Origin of the sequence: Pontiella desulfatans (assembly GCF_900890425.1) — a bacterium.
Lineage (GTDB): Bacteria > Verrucomicrobiota > Kiritimatiellia > Kiritimatiellales > Pontiellaceae > Pontiella > Pontiella desulfatans.
Window position 1 is genome coordinate 588,616 of sequence record NZ_CAAHFG010000003.1, and the last position, 15,570, is coordinate 604,185.

Consider the following 15,570-nt stretch of genomic DNA (forward strand, 5'->3'; position numbering starts at 1 on the left):
TTCTCTGTTTTGGTTAAGTGAGGAGCCTGGCATGCGTATTCTACCTCTTCTTCGCTGGGCGGCCTTCGTCTTTGGCGCTCTTCTGGCGGTCGGCGGAGGGGAGGTCGATGTCCATCAGGTCGCCCTGGGTGCTGAGGAGCAGAAGCCGCAGCTGGTCTTCGATGTGGATGGCGTAGGGCAGAACCCTCATTTGCAGAAGGACCTGCACTTGGTTGCGGGTAAGGTTGATGCCTTTGTATTCCATGGGCAGGACAAAGGAGCATCCCTCTTTCCATCCGGAACAACCATAGGCGGTCTTTCCTCGGATAACTTTTTTCCCGCATAGTGGGCAACTGCCCAGTTGATCCATGTCCAGTTTGGTTGATGTGCCGTTTTCAATCAGCCCGCGCGTATAGCCGACGATGCCGTCCATGAAGTCGGAAGCCTCTCCTTCGCCGCGCTCGATCTTCTTGAGCTGCTCTTCCCATTCGCCGGTCATTTCGGGCGACTTCAGGAGCGGGTCTTGGATGAGGGCAATCAGGCAGCGCCCCATGTCGGTGGCGCGGATCTGCTTTTTCTCGCGGCGGATATAGTTGCGGCGCAGCAGGGTCTCGATGATGGCGGCGCGGGTGGCGGGCGTCCCGATGCCGCGCTCCTTGAGGGCTTCGCGCAAGGAGTCGTCTTCAACCCATTTCCCGGCGGCTTCCATGGCCCCGAGCAGGGAGTTTTCGGTGAAGGCCTGGGGGGGCTTTGTCTTGCCTTCGCGGGTGGAGGGTTCGTGGTTTCCACTTTCGCCCTTCTTGAATTCCGGCAGGGTCTGGTCGTCGTCTTCGCCCTCGTCATCGGGCTTTTTCTTTTTCTTCTTTTTGGGGAAGAGCACCGTCCAGCCGGGTTCGACGACGACGGTGCCCTTGGCCTGGAACTTCACCTCGGCACTCTCGCCACCGACGGTGGTGATCTTCTTGAGGCAGATGGGATAGAAGGCGGCGATGAATTGGGTGGTGATGGCGTTGTAGACCATCTGTTCGTTGGGGCCGATCGATCCGGGAATGATGCCGGTGGGGATGATGGCGTGGTGGTCGGTCACTTTCTTGTCGTCGACGATGCGTTTGGTGAAGGGCAGTTTGGCCAGGTTCAATGGCGCGATCTGTTCGGCGCGCATGGATTTGAGTTTTTCGAGGATGCCGGGGATGCGCGGCTTCATGTCGGCGCTGAGATAGCGCGAGTCCGTTCGCGGGTAGGTGACGAGTTTGGATTCGTAGAGGTTTTGCGTGGCGGCCAGCGTGTCGGCGGCGGAGAGGCCGTGGCTTTTGTTGATCTCGCGCTGGAGCGTGGTGAGGTCGAACAGTTGCGGGGGTTGCTCCTTCTTCTGTTTGCCGCTGACGCCGGTGATGCCGAAGGGCTGGCCGGTGATTTTATCGAGCAGCTCCTGGGCCTTTTCGGGTTTTTCGAAGCGGTCGCCGGTATATTTGAAAACGGTTTCGCGGTAGCGGGTGGTCAGCTCCCAGAAGGGCTTGGGGCGGAACTTCATGATTTCGTCGTCGCGCTGGACAATCATGGCGAGAACGGGGGTCTGCACGCGGCCGATGCTCCAGAGCACGCGGTCGTCGCCGGAGGCGAGCCGTCCGTGCCGGACGGTAAAGAAGCGCGTGGCGTTGAGGCCGACGATCCAGTCCGACTCGGAACGGCACTTGGCTGCGGCGTAGAGCGGGTCGTAGTCGTGCCCGTCCTTGAGGTCCTTGAAGGCTTCCTGGATGGCGTCGGGCGTGAGCGAACTCAGCCAAAGGCGCTTGATCGGTTTGTCCTCGCACGCGCTCAGGGCGAGGATATAGCGGAAGATCAGCTCGCCCTCGCGTCCGGCGTCCGTGGCGCATACGATTTCCTCGGCCTCCTGGCAGAGCTTCTTGATGGTGGCGAACTGTTCGGCCACGCCGGGGTTCTCGATCAGCTTGAGCTGGAAGGCGTCCGGAATGAAGGGGAGGGAGTCGAGCCGCCATTTGCGCAGCTCGGGATCGTATTCGCCGGGGTCGAGCAGGGTGACCAAATGGCCGAACGCCCAGGTGATTGCACAGCCGCGCCCTTCGATGTAGCCGTTTTTCTTCTCGGTGATCTTCAGGACGCCAGCGATGTCGCGCGCAACCGATGGTTTTTCTGTGATGACGACTTTCATAGGGCGGAAACGTAATTCGTAATGCGTAATTGGATTTGAATGCGACATATTGTACATTGGTCGGGTTCTGTTCAATCAATTATGGAGATGGGTATGGTTCGGGTCGTGTTTAAGTTGGGGGTTCTGGGGATGTTGCTGGCGCTGGCGCCGGTATGCGCGGCCAACGAGATTGTGGTACTGGGCCAGCAACCGGTGGCCGAGTTCAGGTTGCCCGATGGCTCCGTGCTGAAGAATGCGTTTGTTTGGAAGCGCAACTTCGAGGGCATCATGATCGTCCACGACGATGGACAGTTTTTCATGAACTTCAAAACCCTGCCCGACGACTGGAAGGCCGCTTATCTCGGGGAAGATGCCGTGGAGGAGGAAAAGGTGCCGGTGCCGGTGACGGTCTCGACGGACGACCGCTACCGGGCGGCCGCCGTGCTTGCGCGGGTGCCGGGCCTGAGCGAAGATGCGCAGACCTGGTTGCTTCGCGAGGGTTCGGACGAGGAAACCAAGCAGCTGGGCTTGTCGTTGGCCGTTTTCCAATGCCTCCTTTCGAACGAGCGCGAAATGGCCAACCGCTTCTATCTGATCACGGAGGAGCTGGGCTATAAGATCGATGCGCTCAAGCTCGACAAGATTTTCAACAAGTGCCCGGAATGCGATGGCAAGAAGGAGTATGAGCAGGATTGCCCCTCTTGCGAAGGCACGGGCGAGTGCGTCGAGTGCGCAGGCACGGGGTTGGTGAAGGCCGGGCTGGGGAAATCGAACCAGGAATGCAAGGCCTGCGAAAAAACCGGGGACTGCCCGCAGTGCGAAGGCAAGAAGCGCCTCGTGCTGCCCTGTGCGAACTGCCGCGGGCGCGGCGTGTTGCTTGATCAGCGCTATTGCGAAGTCAACCGCTACCATCTCGTCCGCACCATCAGCATGTTGGTCGATGGTGAAATCCTGGCGGTCACCCGTGATGAATCCAGCGGGGTTCCCAAGGTGGTGGCCGGCTTGCCCGGGCTGAAGGAAGAGGCACTGGGTTTCTATCTGTCGGAGCAATACAACGGCTCCATGGATACCAACATCCTGGCGGCCTGCGTCATGCAGACGTTGCTCAAGGACAGGCTTCCGGATGCCGACCGCTTCAACCTGATGCTCGAGGTCCGGTTCCCGAAAAACAAGGTGATGAAGATCGGCGACTACATCAAGGTCTGCAAGACCTGCAAGGCCAGTGGGCAGATCGAGGAGGATTGCCCAACCTGCTCCAAGGAGAAGCAAAAGGGTAAATGCCCGGAATGCACTTCGAAAACGCAGGCCCCGGCTCCAACGAAAGGCGGCGGCTCCAAAAAGAGCGCGGCCAAGACCCAGCAATCCACCTTCGACGAAGATTGCGAGGTGTGTGGCGGAACCGGCATCTGCCCCGGCTGCGAAGGCGCGGGCAAGGTTCTTGTTCGATGCGAAGAGTGCAAGGGCAGGGGGCGCCTGTTCGAAAACCTCCGCGCCGAGGTCAAGCTGGAGCTGCTGGTCAACTCACTCAACGACTACCATGTCGCCTGGCTCAAGCACCAGGAAGAGGCCCGGAACGCCCCGCCGGCGGAGCCCGCCGCCGAATAAAGCCGTAACGACTTAGTCGGGCGCCATCAGCTTGCGCATGCGGTTGAGGCTGCCGGCGTTCACCACGTTGGTGTAGCCCGCGTTTGCCAGAGCTTCCTTCGCCGCGCCCGAGCGCGCCCCGCTGTGGCAATAGACAATGATGCTCTTCGACTTGTCAGTTATGCGCTGGTCGATGGCGCGGGCAACGATGTCGTAGGGAATGTTGATGGCCCCTTCGATGTGGCCCGAGCCGAACTCGCCCGGGGTGCGGGTATCGATCACCAGTGCGCCGTTCTTGACCAAGGTCGGGATGTCGGCATCCTTGTCCACGCCGCCACCAAAAAGAAGGTTTGCAAGCAACACCATCACCACCAGCGCCATTCCATATTTTGCCACGGTTTTCATTTTGTGTTCCTCGCGCAAATTAGTTTGTTGGGCAACCGGATGTATAGCGCGTCATCGACTGCAACGATGGAGGCCGCCGAATTATCCGCGCCCATCATGAACTGTTCAAGCAGCTTGGGCTTCCTGCCGGCGGCATAGACGAATACCTCGCCGTTGAGGTTGAGCATATAGACCTTGCCGTCCGCCACCAGTGGCGAGGCGAAAAAGCCTTTGTCGCTCGGGATCTTTTCCTGCCACTCTTCCCGTCCGTTCTGGGCGTTGATGCAGGTCAGGTAGCGCTTCACGCCATCGAGCACATAGAGCAGACCGTCGCCATAGGCCGGGGTGCAGACGTCCGGCACATAGCCTTCGTAGTCCCACCGCTTGCCGCCGCCGGGTTTGAGCGCAACCAAGGTGCGGCCGCGAGGGTAGGCCGTCACGGTTAGGTCGTCGGCCTGCACCGGGCTGGAAATGATGCGCCAATTGGTCTTGCGGTTGCCTTTTGCCACATCGAACTCCCACTGCACCTTGCCGTTCTTGGGGTCGTGGCTGGTCACCAGATCGGCGCCGGTCAGGATAATCCCTTGCTTGCCGAGGACCGGCGTGATGTAGGAATCAAGCGATTCCTTCGTGGCCGGGGTGGGACGGTCGGCTTCCCAAAGGGTCTTTCCGGTTAGAAGATCAATGGCCAGCAAGGTGGTGCCGTTTTTTGCAGTAGGATCGTTCTTTCCCGCAAGGTAGAGCAGGGGAAGGTACAGCGTGCCGCTGTGCAGCAGGGGGCTCGAGCTGAAGCCGAACTTGGTGGCCAGTCTGCCGTATTCCTTTTCCAGTTCCTTTTCCCAGAGTTGTTTGCCATCGAGCGTGAACGCAACCAGCGTCCCTTGCCCATAGAGAAAGCAGACGGTTTTGCCGTCGGTTACGGCCGAGGGGTGCGCCGCATTGCCGCCCCGCGGCATTTCGCGTCCCTGGCCGACCTTTTTTTTCCAGGCTATCCTGCCAGACTTGCGGTCGATGCAGACGGCGTGGAGCTGGTTGTCGTCGCTCGTGGTTAAAAAGATCCGGTCCCCGGTGATGACCGGTGTCGATTGCCCGGTGCCCGGCAAGTCGCAGGTCCATGCCACGTTTTCACCGCTTTCAACCGACCACGATGCCGGCAGGTTCTTGGCGGAGCATGTCCCGTTCAGTTCCGGCCCGCGCCACTGCATCCAGTCGCCTCCGAGTGCCGCCATTGCTGTTGCGAGCAGTATCAGTACAGTCTGTTTCATATCATCTCCATTTAAGCGCAACATAGTTGATTCTCCGCCTTCGCAAAAGAAGGATTGAATGAAATAGCTTTTTATTGTACCTCTTTAAGTGAGGTGAAGCCATGTTGAAAGCAGTTGAGGCAACAATTGAAACAGATGGGCATGTGCGCTTGCTTGAGCAGGTGCATCTGACGCATCCGTGCCGCGCCATCGTAACCATTGTCGATGCACCTGATGTTCCGGAAAGCGCATTGCTTGCCGAACAAGCTTTGGCGGAGGATTGGAACCGCTCTGAGGAGGACAAGGCATGGTCGCACCTTCAGTAGGCTCGATTGTCCTCGTCAACTTCCCGTTTTCAGATCTTTCGTCCAGTAAGTTGCGTCCTGCCGTCGTGCTTGCTGGAGTCGGCAGGGACGATTGGGTGCTATGCCAAATTACCAGTAATCCATATTCCGATCCGAACGCGGTTGAAATTACCGATTCGGATTTCACGAGAGGTTCCCTTTTGCGAACTAGCTTTGCACGCCCCGGAAAACTATTCTCCGCAAACACATCAATCATGGTTCGCGAAGCAGGGAACTTGGTTCCGGCCAAACTCGATGCGGTCGTCGATGGCGTCATTGCCCTGCTCCGGCCAGATGCTTCATGAACTGTATTGATGGGGGACACATGTATAAACTTAATGTTGACGACAAAGCGCTTGTAAAGCTTGCGCCAACGAGTTTTGGCTCCCGCAACCTGCTGGAGCGATACGATATTCAAGAATGGATCGAGAAGACGCCCGCGATCCTAGGTGAGGATTTGCTGATAATCGGCAAGGAACTTCAACTCCAATCAGGGAGCCGTCTCGATCTTCTGGCAATTGATAGAAATGCGCGACTTGTCATTGTTGAGCTGAAACGCGATGACTCTGGAAAGGAAGTAGATTGGCAGGCGATCAAATATACATCTTATTGTTCCAACTTCTTGGTCGAAGAGGTTGTCGGGAATTATGCCGTCTATCTAAATTCAGATGAGGAAGATGCTCGATCCCGAATCGATGAGTTCATCGATGTTGAGTTGGAACTCCTAAATAATAGCCAACGCATCATTCTTGTTTCAAAAGAATATCACTCGGATGTCATCTCTGCCGTATTATGGCTTCGGGATTATGGCGTTGATATCGAGTGCTTGCGTCTGACGCCGTTTGTTGATGACAAGGGGGATTTGTTTATTCAGCCGGACAAAATCATCCCTCTTCCAGAAGCCAAGGATTACATACTTAAGAAAGAGCGGAAACGGATAGAGATCAAGAAAGCCCAGAGCCCTTTTGAAAAAGGTGATGTAATTGAATCTGTTAATGTATTGATTTCAATCGGTACATATCGATTAGAGAGGTACGACAGTCATTCCATTAGCGTTTACAACTGCGATGCCGAGCGTTGCGAAATGGCAAAACCTGTGCTCCGGATGATTAACGATGAGAAAAGGTTGAGGGTAAGCTTAACCAATTCAAGCGGGCGTTCGAAAAATACTAGGTCTTTAGGGAAAGAGATCATCGCGGAGTTGAAGGCACAGGGCAAAGCCTGTTCTTAAACGGAAGTTGGTTGGCTTCTTCGGGGAGAAGAAACCTTAGATGGGTTTCAGGGTTAGCTCTTTTACAAGGCCCTTGGCCGATTCGAACCGGATTTTCCTGTCTCCCCAGACAAGCGTCACTTCCGAGCCCTTCGCCGTGAATTCGATGCTCGCCTCCGGATGGCGGGATTTCCAGACGTTGGCCAAGGCAATCGCGCGCTCGAGGCCGTCGCCGCGCTGGAAGTTCCAGACTTCGTCGGGCTGGGCCGCGCGGGGGCCGTCGTAGATCGACTCGTTCGTCAGGTCTTGCATCGTCTGGACCAGTTCGTCGTCCGAAAGCTCCTTGGTCGCCGCGATGATGACCGGATTCCGCTCCAGCCCGGCTTTCAGGAAGGGTTTCCAATGCGTGGAGGAAAGATCGCGGCTGGCATAGAAGGCGAGGTCGGCAATCGTGTGGCTTTCGCGCAGGCTGGAGAGGTGGTCGATAATCTCATCGCGGGAGCTACCGGGCTGGATCTCGATCGGCCCGGGGCCCCCGAAGGTTTTTTCCCCAACCTCGGGCAGTTCCGGTTCAAGATGCACGAAATCGACCAGTCCCTCAATGACCGACATCTTGCGTTCCATGTCGCGTGTGCAGTCGATTTTCTCCGCAAGCCCACGCATGTTTTCCTCGTCGAAGTGGGAAATGGGATTGTTTTTCAGGTAGTCGCCCAGCTTGTTGATCTGGATGCGGCCCTCGATCGGGTCGGTATAGAAATCATATTCATCGATCTGGTCGAGCAGCTTGTCGCGCGTGGCGTTGTCCGAAACCTTGTAGGGGCTGCCGTGCTCGTAGGCGAATGCGCGCTCGATCGGCAGATACTGCTCCTTGCCATGCCGCAGGTATTTAATCTGGAAACACTTCTGGAATTCGGAGCGCTCGCGCAGGAAATTGGCGAGGATTTCGAAGGTGATCTCCGTCGTGGTGAAGGCGTCGAGCTTGCTTCGGAAAACCTCGAAGCTGTCCGGGGCAATGGTGGCTTCCGGATAGACCGTATGGATAAAGCCGGTATTGTTTGCCACAATCGTCACTTGCTCGTTACGCAGCGCCCGCTGGGCCTTGCCGGTGAGGTCGGTGCCGTTGAACCACATGTTCTTCGTCACCAGCCGTCGGTTGTTGGTCAGCACGCCATCGTTCACGTTGATGAAATTCTGGGAATGCAACGGCGTTGCGATCAGGAAAATATCCTCCAGCGGGATCTCGCAAATAATGAACAGGGCCGCCGCATACAGCGTCGAGAGCGAGACGCACTCGCCCGCGCCCACGCGATAGTTTTCCTTGAATTTGAAGGCATCCATCGCCTCCAGCGTTTCCGTTTTCCAGAAAGGGATGATGCTGGAGTTGTATTTATCCAGGCCGAAATGCTTGCGGATATCCAGCGAGAAATAGTGCTTGTCCCCCTGGTAGCCGAACAAGGCGTTCGACTGGCTGATCATCCCCTCGTCCATGTACGGCTTGAACCGCTCGATTTCCGACTCCTTGGTCGTCAAGCCCCACGTGTCGAGGTCGAGGTTGAACTCATAGTTATCGATGATGAACTGCTTCAGCCGCTGGATCTTCTTATACGGCTTCATCGTGTCCAGCTTGGCAAACCATTCGTGTTCTTTCCACTCCCAGATGCGCGGCGACATGATGTTGGCCAGCACCAGGCTGTAGAGCAGCTCCGGAAACACAAAGATCTCCATGTCCGAGAGGGAAATGGCGGATGAATATTTTTCGAGATCTTCGGAAGGGATTTCAGGTATTTGGTTCATGCGCGCCATTGTAGAGTCACGATGCCCATTTAAAAGAAAAACGTAGTGAGTTTTTTGCATGGCAGGCGTTGACGGCCCCCATCCGCCGTGATACGTTCTGCCCTCAATTTTCCGGAAATTGAAATGTCGGGGCGTGGCTCAGCCTGGTAGAGCGCTACACTGGGGGTGTAGAGGCCGCTGGTTCAAATCCAGTCGCCCCGACCATTTATTTTTACGGCGAACTCCTTCGGGAATCGCCGTTTTTTTATGTCCTCAAAACACCCGTTCATAACCGTAACTGCTTGAGGTGGTTGCGTGAACGATTTGAGGTGCTGTACGCCGAATTGCCGCTCCCGTATCATTCTCCCAACCCCGAATTCACGATTTTGTAGTCCGATTTCTCCTGAGATTCTCCGTTCGCTCTCCGTTCTCCACAAAGTTAAACCCCAGTTACATCCGACTCGGTTACCTTACGATATGGCAAAGCGAACTCTTTCTTCGTGCTAATTTCCCCCTCAACCCCAGTATCATCCAGCAAGGTGCACCGGCCATGTCTTAAGGCGAACTTTTTATCTCTGCATGTGACGGTATGGCACAGTTTGCTCTCCGCGACCTCTGAAGGTAAACCCCGGTTCATCCTGATCGGGTATCAGGGAGTCCAGTTCCTCGCGGAGCTGCTGAAGTTCGTTGGCAGGATCAGGCATCAGTACCTACAGTTCCAGAACCTGCTTCAGCTTATCTATGGATTGCTTGTGTTTTTGGGCGTCCATGTTGTGGATGTTTCTAAGCTTCCATTGAAGCGCGGGCAAGCGCTCAAGGTGCTCAATGGGTATGCGATTCCATTCTGGTTTGCCTGTTTTGATCGAAAGTAGAAACAGCCTTTCATTTTCTGACAGACTCTCTTTCAGCTCACGAACAAGGCGGGTTCGTGTTTTCGCTAATGTCTCGATGCTTATTGGCTCACGGGCCATGCCTGCAAACTGCGAGGCATACAGGTTTTCGAGAGGTTGGTTATTGGGGGTGAGCAGCTCCGCCATAGGCCGCGGGTGTCCCGCGAGATATATTGTGCAGGCCGTGCGGATTTCATCGCTAAGTCCGAACCGCTCGAACATCAGATGGACATCAAACAGGTCTCGGGGATGCTGTCGGTCTAGTGCCGCTGCGATTTTTCCGCCATAAAGATCGGCGATAGACAGAACCCGGCACTCCAGAAAAAGTTCGAACAGATCCTGGGCATCAGGGCAGAGCAGGCGTGTTTCCTCTGGATGCACAGCCCCTCTGAAAACGAAATTCGGCTCTACTTTAATGGTGGCTGCCGGAGAGTTAACGACCAGTCGCCCGGTCACCCCGGCCACAGGCTGATGGGTGACGGAACATTCCGGCAGTATCGATTGTATTTTACCCGAAAGTGACTCAAGTGTCTTCGAGATCTCTTGAAGAGCTTCATGGCGTGGGATCAATGGAAGAAAGGCCAAATCAATATCAACGGAAAGCCGGGGCAGGTTCTGCACAAAAAGGTTCATGGCTGTCCCGCCCTTCAGGGCAAAGCTGTCGTATTCTTGGATCAAAGGTAAAACGCTGAGCAGCAGCTTCACTTGGTTTGAATAAGCGGGATTAAACATCAGACACCCCTTCCGGGCGGGGAACGGTGATCAAGAATTCCTGATCCAGTTTGCCTCCCTTGTAGACCACCCGCTTTCCACTTCCCAAATCCACTTTCTCCATATCCATGTATTTAAACCATGGATGACCGCAATCCCGAGCCATCCATAAAAAAAGGCGTTTGACCCGAACGGACTTACATGTCTGCAAAAGTTCCTGGCTCTCCTTGGGGCGAAGTGTGCTCAGCCCCTCAAATACAGTTCGGGCATGATCAAAATCAGAATTGTCTTTTATGCCATGGATCATTTCGAAAGCAGCCAGCTCCGGTGGGGACATTTCTATTTCAAAACTCTTATGCGGCACGGAACTCATCTGGAGGTTTTCCGCATTGCTGAAAAGGGATGCCGTGCGGTGTTGGATCTGAACGCCCCAATCCGTCTCGCGGAACCATGCGGGAAGCGGTTTAGCGCTCCCGCTGAATAGCTGGATGGATTGATCTGCATCCAAAGAAAGAAAATGCCCCATACCCTTGAGGCGGAGGGAACTCAACCCCCCAACATGAACTTTCAATCCAAGCTGGGACTGCAACGCATATAATCCACCCTGCCAATCGACATCGTCACCGTATCGTATATAGGCACCTTGTCCGATGCGTTCAAACCATCCCGATGAAACATACCTTCGTGCAAGGTTGTTTGATACTCCATGCACTGTCAGCCAGTTAGAAGTTAACCGAGAGGGTCGCCGTTACGAGCGCGTATTGGATATAGTTCGCCAAATCGACCGTGTTCTTGGCTTCGAGAACCCCGACTTCCGGATGGTTGGTGAACTTTTCCAGTTGCTTGCGGTCGTATTCATCCCCAATACCGATCGACAGGCGGACGGCTTTCGCTCCCCACACTTCGCGATCCAGTTGCTCGATGGCGTCGTCGTAGGCCTTGCCGTCCGTGTTGTCGCCGTCGGACAAAAGCACCATGACGGGCGGAAAACCCTTTCGCGGCATCTTGTCCATAGTGACCGATTCGGCCAGCATTTTGACCGCGGCACCGGTTGACGTCATGGTCTGGGCCGTCAGATCTTCCCACGACAGTTGTTCCGGATCAACAGGGTCCGGTCCGATGTGCCAGCGCGCGCCATCCGAAAAAGCGATGACCCTGACTTTAAATTTAACCTCAGGATGTTGTTTGGCCACGGTCTTGAGTTCGCCAAAGGCTTCTCTCACCGCTTGATTAAGGGTCGCCATCCGTAAGCCGTCCATCGACCATGATTCATCGGGCATCAAATAGATGTCCAAATCCCTGTTAACTAATTCCAGTTCAGATGTTACCCTTTGCCGGATTTCTTTTTAGTGCCGGTATGAACGAAAGCGGTTCCGCAGGCTTTGCACGTAAGCAGTCCTTTCAGCAAGGCGTCATGGCTGTTGCGGTTACGGTTTCCTTTGGTGAGATCATTGCCGGAGAGAATTGTGTTTGCCCGGTCGAAGATGTCCGAATTCACGATTCCTTCATGCTGACCTTCAAAGATCTCATCCTTCAGCGTTACCTTTCCGATGTAGATCAGGTTTTTAAGCAGATTATGCAATGTGCTGACCGTAAAATCCGACCCGCCTGTCACCTTGCCTTCCCGCGTAATCCATCGTTTGTTTTTCCAACCGCGATTGCGGAGTTCAAGAGCCACCGTCTTGACGGAGCGTTGTTTGATATACATCGAAAAGATTTCACGAACCCGGATTGCTTCCAGTTCATCGATCTCCAGCGCCCGGCCTTCGGGTTTAATGTTGTAGCCCAGCACCGGTCGTCCGCCGAGAAACTGGCCGTTCTTACGTGCGGCATGCATGCGTTCGGTCACCCGTTCGCAGATCAGCTCCCTTTCGAATTCTGAAAACCCCATGATAATCTGGATCATCAAACGGCCCATCGGGGTGCTTGTGTTGATGTTCTGCGTCACACTGACGAGAGAAACTCCATGTGCCTCGAAGAAGGTCATAAGCTCCAGAAACTGCGAGAGACTGCGTGAGATGCGGTCAAGGCGGTTGACGATCACGATCCTGACCTTATCTTCAAGGATAAGCTGTTTAAGCCGCTTAATCCCTGGACGCTCCATTGTAGCCCCGCTGATGTTGTTATCCATGAGCTCCTCGTCCAGGGCATACCAACCTGCATGTTGCTGAGATTCAATGTAGCTGCGTGCTGAGGCGCATTGCACGGAGATGGAGTTAATCTTCTGCTCAAGCTTTGCATCTGTGGATTTTCTGGCATAGATCACGACCGGAATCCGGGTGGAATCTGTCTGTGGAGCAACCATTATTTTGCTCCTTTCTTCAGGCCGAAAAACAGCTTTCCGTTCCAGCGGGTACCGGTAATGGCCCGTGCAGTTGCCGACAACGACCTGTAGACCTCACCGTTCCATTCAAAACCGTTTTCCAATACCAGTACCTGGATGGTTTCACCCTGATAATCCCGGTGAAGAACAGATCCGGGCAGTAGTACCGATTCCGGTTGGTAGGCGATGTTGACTGTTCCTTCCGGATTGCCGGATGCCTGAATTGGCGGGTTCATTTTCGGGAAGCGCTCTTTGACATCCCGATCATCTGCGATGGCCAATGCCTTATTTCGGGCCAGATCACTGATGTCACCCTGGGCATTCCTCTGAATAGCCCAAAGGATTTTTTTGATGAGATGAGTACGGTTCCGTGTTTTGGGCGTGTAGCCGTAATGGTTCGCATATTGCCCCCGCAGCGTTCGCATCGGGAGTGTGTTGAGCACCTTTTCATGTTCTTCGATATTCATAGTTTTCTCCGTTTGTAATGGTGCTGTGTGTTAGTCCATTCGTTCAGGCGAACCTCAAGTCTTCTCTACCCCTGTTGGACATTTTTCTTCGGTTAAACGCCGAAGAAGGACGTTAACCAGGATTTCGGCACTAGTTTCCAGTGGCTTAGGAAGGGGGGATTCATTCGGGGTCATGATTTGTTTTCCTGGCTGAGGCGGTATGTTCTGCGAGTGAGACGATCCATGAGTGCAGCTCTTCGAGTCCCTGCTTGTTATGCCGGAACAGCCGGATCGGGAACTCGGGGTTTTGATCTGAGTACTTGAAGACCTTGGTTGTGATCTGTCCAAGATAGCGATCTGTCAGGGAGACCGTTGCGACTGCTTTGCATCCATACTTAATATTTCGCTCGATATTGCGGAGTACATTGCGCGGAGATGCTTCGGCCTCAATAGAGGCCACGAACCGGGTTGCATGGTGCAGTACCAGGATGTCCGCATTACACTGTTCGAAAAATACCGACCAGTCCTCGTTCTTAAACATCTGCCCGATGGCAAGCTTTGCTTCAATATGGCGCTGGGTTTCATGGCCTCTACGTGCGTTTTCCATTGAGTATACCTTTCCCTTTGTTTGTTAGTTTCAATGTTAATTTCGGCCTCCCGCCTTTTGGGGATGCGAGATGGATGGGTTCGATCCAATCGAGCTCAATAAGTTTGTTTTTCACTCTGGTGCCGCGGCCGGCTGACAGACCTGACTTTCTATAAAGGGCAGAGGCGCCCAGATCCGGGTTGTCCCGGCAGCATTCAAGCAGCAGGTAGTATTCATTCAGAATGGTCGGGACTTCGGGAGTTACTGCGGTTTCTTCTGAGGTGGTTTCGCTTTCAGCGCATACATCCTCTGGCTCCTCGGAAGGCGTATCGGTTTCTCCGAGGAGTTCCCGGAAATCGATCTTCTTTTCGTCGGAAGTCGGTGGCAGCCTCCACGTCGAAAAAGGGGCTTAGTTGCCGCGACCGGTCGTTTTGTTCTTACGATTGATGGACAGGAGCAGGTTTTCGGAATACAGCATACGGGAAGCCGCAATGCTCCGGTTCCGGTTAACGCCGGCCGGGTTGTTTTTAAAACTGCGGGGCTTAAGTCCTTTTCACTTCAGCCAATTGATGATGGCAAATGGAACGGCCTTGCTTTTCAGCGTATTCGTATGACAAAAGTAAAACAAACTTCAACCAACGAGGAATAACCATGCTGCACGATCCCAGTCATTACACACCGATCGAAACCGAAGAAAGCATTGCGGTTTCGTCGTCGGATCGCGATATCCTGCGCGGTCTGGCCGAGCAGAAAGCAAAAATCGGACAAGAGGCCACGCAGCAGGAAAATGCCCGGCTCTGGACCGCGCTGAATGATCTGAAGCCAGAGCGGCCGATGGTCTGGATTAATGAGATTTGCTGGAATGAGATGGAGGTTCATGACGAGCTTGCATTGCAGTGCGAAGGACGCTGGGCCCGGGAACAGGAAGTGGGGCTTCGGAAGGAGCTGTATCAGTGGAATCATTTGCGCGCCGATATGGTGGTTAATCCATGGATCGAATGTCCGAAGGCGGTGCACAGTACGGATTTCGGCATTGTTGAGGATACGGATATTACCCAGACCGATTCATCCAACGAAGTGGTCTCCCGTCATTTTAATGTGCAGATTGAGCAACTGGCCGATATTGAAAAAATTCAAATGCCGAAGGTGGTTCACCACGAGGGGCAGACCGCCATGCGCGAGCAGGTCTTTAATGATGTGTTCGGGGATATCATGCCGGTGAAGGTTACAGGCCAAAGCCATATCTGGTTTACGCCCTGGGATTTTCTGATTCGCTGGACGGGCATCGAGAATGCGATGATCGGGCTGTACGATGATCCTGATCTGTACCATGCCATTGTTGAGCGTCTTGTGGAGGCCTGGATGGTTGAGCTGGATCAGTTTGAAGCACTCAATGTCTTGGAACTGGATAATACGAATGAACGGGTTGGTTCAGGCGGGTATGGCTATACCTCTGAACTTCCGCTTCCGGACCAGGCACCGTCGCGCATTACGGCAAAGGATATGTGGGGCTGTTCGAACGCCCAGATTTTTTCCGAGGTTTCTCCGGATATGCATTGGGAGTTTGCCATTGAGCACGATATGCGATGGATGAAGCGGTGGGGGCTGAACTATTATGGATGCTGCGAACCGCTGCATAATAAAACCGAGATCTTAAAAAAGATTCCCAACCTGCGAAAGGTATCCACCAGTTGCTGGTGTGATGTTGAAAAAGTGATCGAAGGGCTGGGGCAGGAGATGGTCTACAGCATCAAGCCGAGCCCCGCGATCCTGGCGGAGGATAACTGGCATCCGGAGCGGGCCCGGGCTGAAATCCGGCGCGTGCTGGATATCGGGCAGGGGGCTCCGATGGAATTTATCATGAAAGATATTTCCACCGTGCGTTACCGTCCTGAACGGCTGTCGGACTGGGCCGCGATTGCGATGGATGAGGTTCAGCGATAAGTC

Annotated in this window: 15 protein-coding genes and 1 tRNA gene; 6 read left to right on the forward strand and 10 right to left on the reverse strand. The window is 54.5% G+C overall.

Translation table 11 applies throughout. The annotated features are described in order from the left end of the window. Window positions 1–40: 40 nt before the first annotated feature. Window positions 41–2,149 carry a DNA topoisomerase 3 gene (locus E9954_RS23555; RefSeq protein ID WP_136081735.1) on the reverse strand — a complete coding sequence of 703 codons (2,109 nt, stop codon included), beginning with the start codon at window positions 2,147–2,149 and terminating at the stop codon, window positions 41–43. Between the two features lie 93 nt (window positions 2,150–2,242). On the opposite strand from E9954_RS23555, the gene E9954_RS23560 reads away from it, so the two are divergent. Continuing rightward, entirely contained in the window at window positions 2,243–3,733 is a 1,491-nt protein-coding gene (locus tag E9954_RS23560) for a hypothetical protein (RefSeq protein WP_136081736.1), read from the forward strand. 12 nt (window positions 3,734–3,745) lie between these two features. Here the strand turns inward: E9954_RS23560 and E9954_RS23565 are convergent, their stop codons facing one another. Continuing rightward, window positions 3,746–4,117 carry a rhodanese-like domain-containing protein gene (locus E9954_RS23565; protein WP_222847292.1) on the reverse strand — a complete coding sequence of 124 codons (372 nt, stop codon included), beginning with the start codon at window positions 4,115–4,117 and terminating at the stop codon, window positions 3,746–3,748. Further along, the gene (locus E9954_RS23570; RefSeq protein WP_168442532.1) at window positions 4,114–5,361 is read right to left on the reverse strand and encodes an outer membrane protein assembly factor BamB family protein; all 1,248 of its coding nucleotides are present in this window, start codon (window positions 5,359–5,361) and stop codon (window positions 4,114–4,116) included. Before E9954_RS23570 ends, E9954_RS23565 begins: the two co-directional genes overlap by 4 nt. A gap of 101 nt (window positions 5,362–5,462) precedes the next feature. Between E9954_RS23570 and E9954_RS23575 the strand changes: the two genes are divergently transcribed. The 3 genes from E9954_RS23575 to E9954_RS23585 are packed head-to-tail and all read left to right on the forward strand — an operon-like array spanning window position 5,463 to window position 6,915. Next, entirely contained in the window at window positions 5,463–5,666 is a 204-nt protein-coding gene (locus E9954_RS23575) for a hypothetical protein (protein WP_136081738.1), read from the forward strand. Then, the gene (locus tag E9954_RS23580; protein ID WP_136081739.1) at window positions 5,648–5,989 is read left to right on the forward strand and encodes a type II toxin-antitoxin system PemK/MazF family toxin; all 342 of its coding nucleotides are present in this window, start codon (window positions 5,648–5,650) and stop codon (window positions 5,987–5,989) included. The genes E9954_RS23575 and E9954_RS23580 overlap by 19 nt, the downstream gene beginning before the upstream one ends. A gap of 20 nt (window positions 5,990–6,009) precedes the next feature. After that, window positions 6,010–6,915, forward strand: a complete 906-nt coding sequence (locus E9954_RS23585; protein ID WP_136081740.1) for a PDDEXK family nuclease — start codon at window positions 6,010–6,012, stop codon at window positions 6,913–6,915. 36 nt (window positions 6,916–6,951) lie between these two features. On the opposite strand, the gene E9954_RS23590 is transcribed toward E9954_RS23585, so the two are convergent. After that, window positions 6,952–8,688, reverse strand: a complete 1,737-nt coding sequence (locus tag E9954_RS23590) for a hypothetical protein (RefSeq protein ID WP_136081741.1) — start codon at window positions 8,686–8,688, stop codon at window positions 6,952–6,954. Window positions 8,689–8,815: 127 nt separating this feature from the next. On the opposite strand from E9954_RS23590, the gene E9954_RS23595 reads away from it, so the two are divergent. Continuing rightward, window positions 8,816–8,892: transfer RNA gene (locus E9954_RS23595), tRNA-Pro, on the forward strand. Window positions 8,893–9,377: 485 nt separating this feature from the next. On the opposite strand, the gene E9954_RS23600 is transcribed toward E9954_RS23595, so the two are convergent. The 6 genes from E9954_RS23600 to E9954_RS23625 all read right to left on the reverse strand — a co-directional run bounded on the left by E9954_RS23600 (window position 9,378) and on the right by E9954_RS23625 (window position 13,644). Continuing rightward, a complete protein-coding gene (locus E9954_RS23600) occupies window positions 9,378–10,289 on the reverse strand; it encodes a nucleotidyl transferase AbiEii/AbiGii toxin family protein (protein WP_136079621.1) in 912 nt (303 codons plus the stop codon). Next, window positions 10,282–10,980, reverse strand: a complete 699-nt coding sequence (locus E9954_RS23605) for a type IV toxin-antitoxin system AbiEi family antitoxin (RefSeq protein ID WP_136081742.1) — start codon at window positions 10,978–10,980, stop codon at window positions 10,282–10,284. Before E9954_RS23605 ends, E9954_RS23600 begins: the two co-directional genes overlap by 8 nt. Before the next feature lie 10 nt (window positions 10,981–10,990). Then, window positions 10,991–11,548, reverse strand: coding sequence for a vWA domain-containing protein (locus E9954_RS23610; protein WP_136081743.1), 558 nt, complete (start codon window positions 11,546–11,548; stop codon window positions 10,991–10,993). 44 nt (window positions 11,549–11,592) lie between these two features. Continuing rightward, window positions 11,593–12,534 carry a recombinase family protein gene (locus tag E9954_RS23615; protein ID WP_168442533.1) on the reverse strand — a complete coding sequence of 314 codons (942 nt, stop codon included), beginning with the start codon at window positions 12,532–12,534 and terminating at the stop codon, window positions 11,593–11,595. Between the two features lie 38 nt (window positions 12,535–12,572). Further along, window positions 12,573–13,058, reverse strand: a complete 486-nt coding sequence (locus tag E9954_RS23620) for a DUF2924 domain-containing protein (protein WP_136081745.1) — start codon at window positions 13,056–13,058, stop codon at window positions 12,573–12,575. Window positions 13,059–13,218: 160 nt separating this feature from the next. Further along, the gene (locus E9954_RS23625; protein WP_136081746.1) at window positions 13,219–13,644 is read right to left on the reverse strand and encodes a hypothetical protein; all 426 of its coding nucleotides are present in this window, start codon (window positions 13,642–13,644) and stop codon (window positions 13,219–13,221) included. 630 nt (window positions 13,645–14,274) lie between these two features. Here E9954_RS23625 and E9954_RS23630 point away from each other — a divergent pair. Next, on the forward strand, window positions 14,275–15,567 hold the full coding sequence (locus tag E9954_RS23630; protein WP_136081747.1) for a hypothetical protein: 1,293 nt from the start codon (window positions 14,275–14,277) through the stop codon (window positions 15,565–15,567). Window positions 15,568–15,570: the final 3 nt, after the last annotated feature.

What these genes read in the sequence shown, in the direction of transcription:
- E9954_RS23620 (WP_136081745.1), bottom strand. Translation starts at nt 13,058, where the DNA reads ATGAATATCGAAGAACATGAAAAGGTGCTCAACACACTCCCGATGCGA.
- E9954_RS23630 (WP_136081747.1), top strand. Translation starts at nt 14,275, where the DNA reads ATGCTGCACGATCCCAGTCATTACACACCGATCGAAACCGAAGAAAGC.
- E9954_RS23560 (WP_136081736.1), top strand. Translation starts at nt 2,243, where the DNA reads ATGGTTCGGGTCGTGTTTAAGTTGGGGGTTCTGGGGATGTTGCTGGCG.
- E9954_RS23555 (WP_136081735.1), bottom strand. Translation starts at nt 2,149, where the DNA reads ATGAAAGTCGTCATCACAGAAAAACCATCGGTTGCGCGCGACATCGCT.
- E9954_RS23625 (WP_136081746.1), bottom strand. Translation starts at nt 13,644, where the DNA reads ATGGAAAACGCACGTAGAGGCCATGAAACCCAGCGCCATATTGAAGCA.
- E9954_RS23580 (WP_136081739.1), top strand. Translation starts at nt 5,648, where the DNA reads ATGGTCGCACCTTCAGTAGGCTCGATTGTCCTCGTCAACTTCCCGTTT.
- E9954_RS23600 (WP_136079621.1), bottom strand. Translation starts at nt 10,289, where the DNA reads ATGTTTAATCCCGCTTATTCAAACCAAGTGAAGCTGCTGCTCAGCGTT.
- E9954_RS23610 (WP_136081743.1), bottom strand. Translation starts at nt 11,548, where the DNA reads ATGCCCGATGAATCATGGTCGATGGACGGCTTACGGATGGCGACCCTT.
- E9954_RS23585 (WP_136081740.1), top strand. Translation starts at nt 6,010, where the DNA reads ATGTATAAACTTAATGTTGACGACAAAGCGCTTGTAAAGCTTGCGCCA.
- E9954_RS23590 (WP_136081741.1), bottom strand. Translation starts at nt 8,688, where the DNA reads ATGAACCAAATACCTGAAATCCCTTCCGAAGATCTCGAAAAATATTCA.
- E9954_RS23575 (WP_136081738.1), top strand. Translation starts at nt 5,463, where the DNA reads ATGTTGAAAGCAGTTGAGGCAACAATTGAAACAGATGGGCATGTGCGC.
- E9954_RS23570 (WP_168442532.1), bottom strand. Translation starts at nt 5,361, where the DNA reads ATGAAACAGACTGTACTGATACTGCTCGCAACAGCAATGGCGGCACTC.
- E9954_RS23565 (WP_222847292.1), bottom strand. Translation starts at nt 4,117, where the DNA reads ATGAAAACCGTGGCAAAATATGGAATGGCGCTGGTGGTGATGGTGTTG.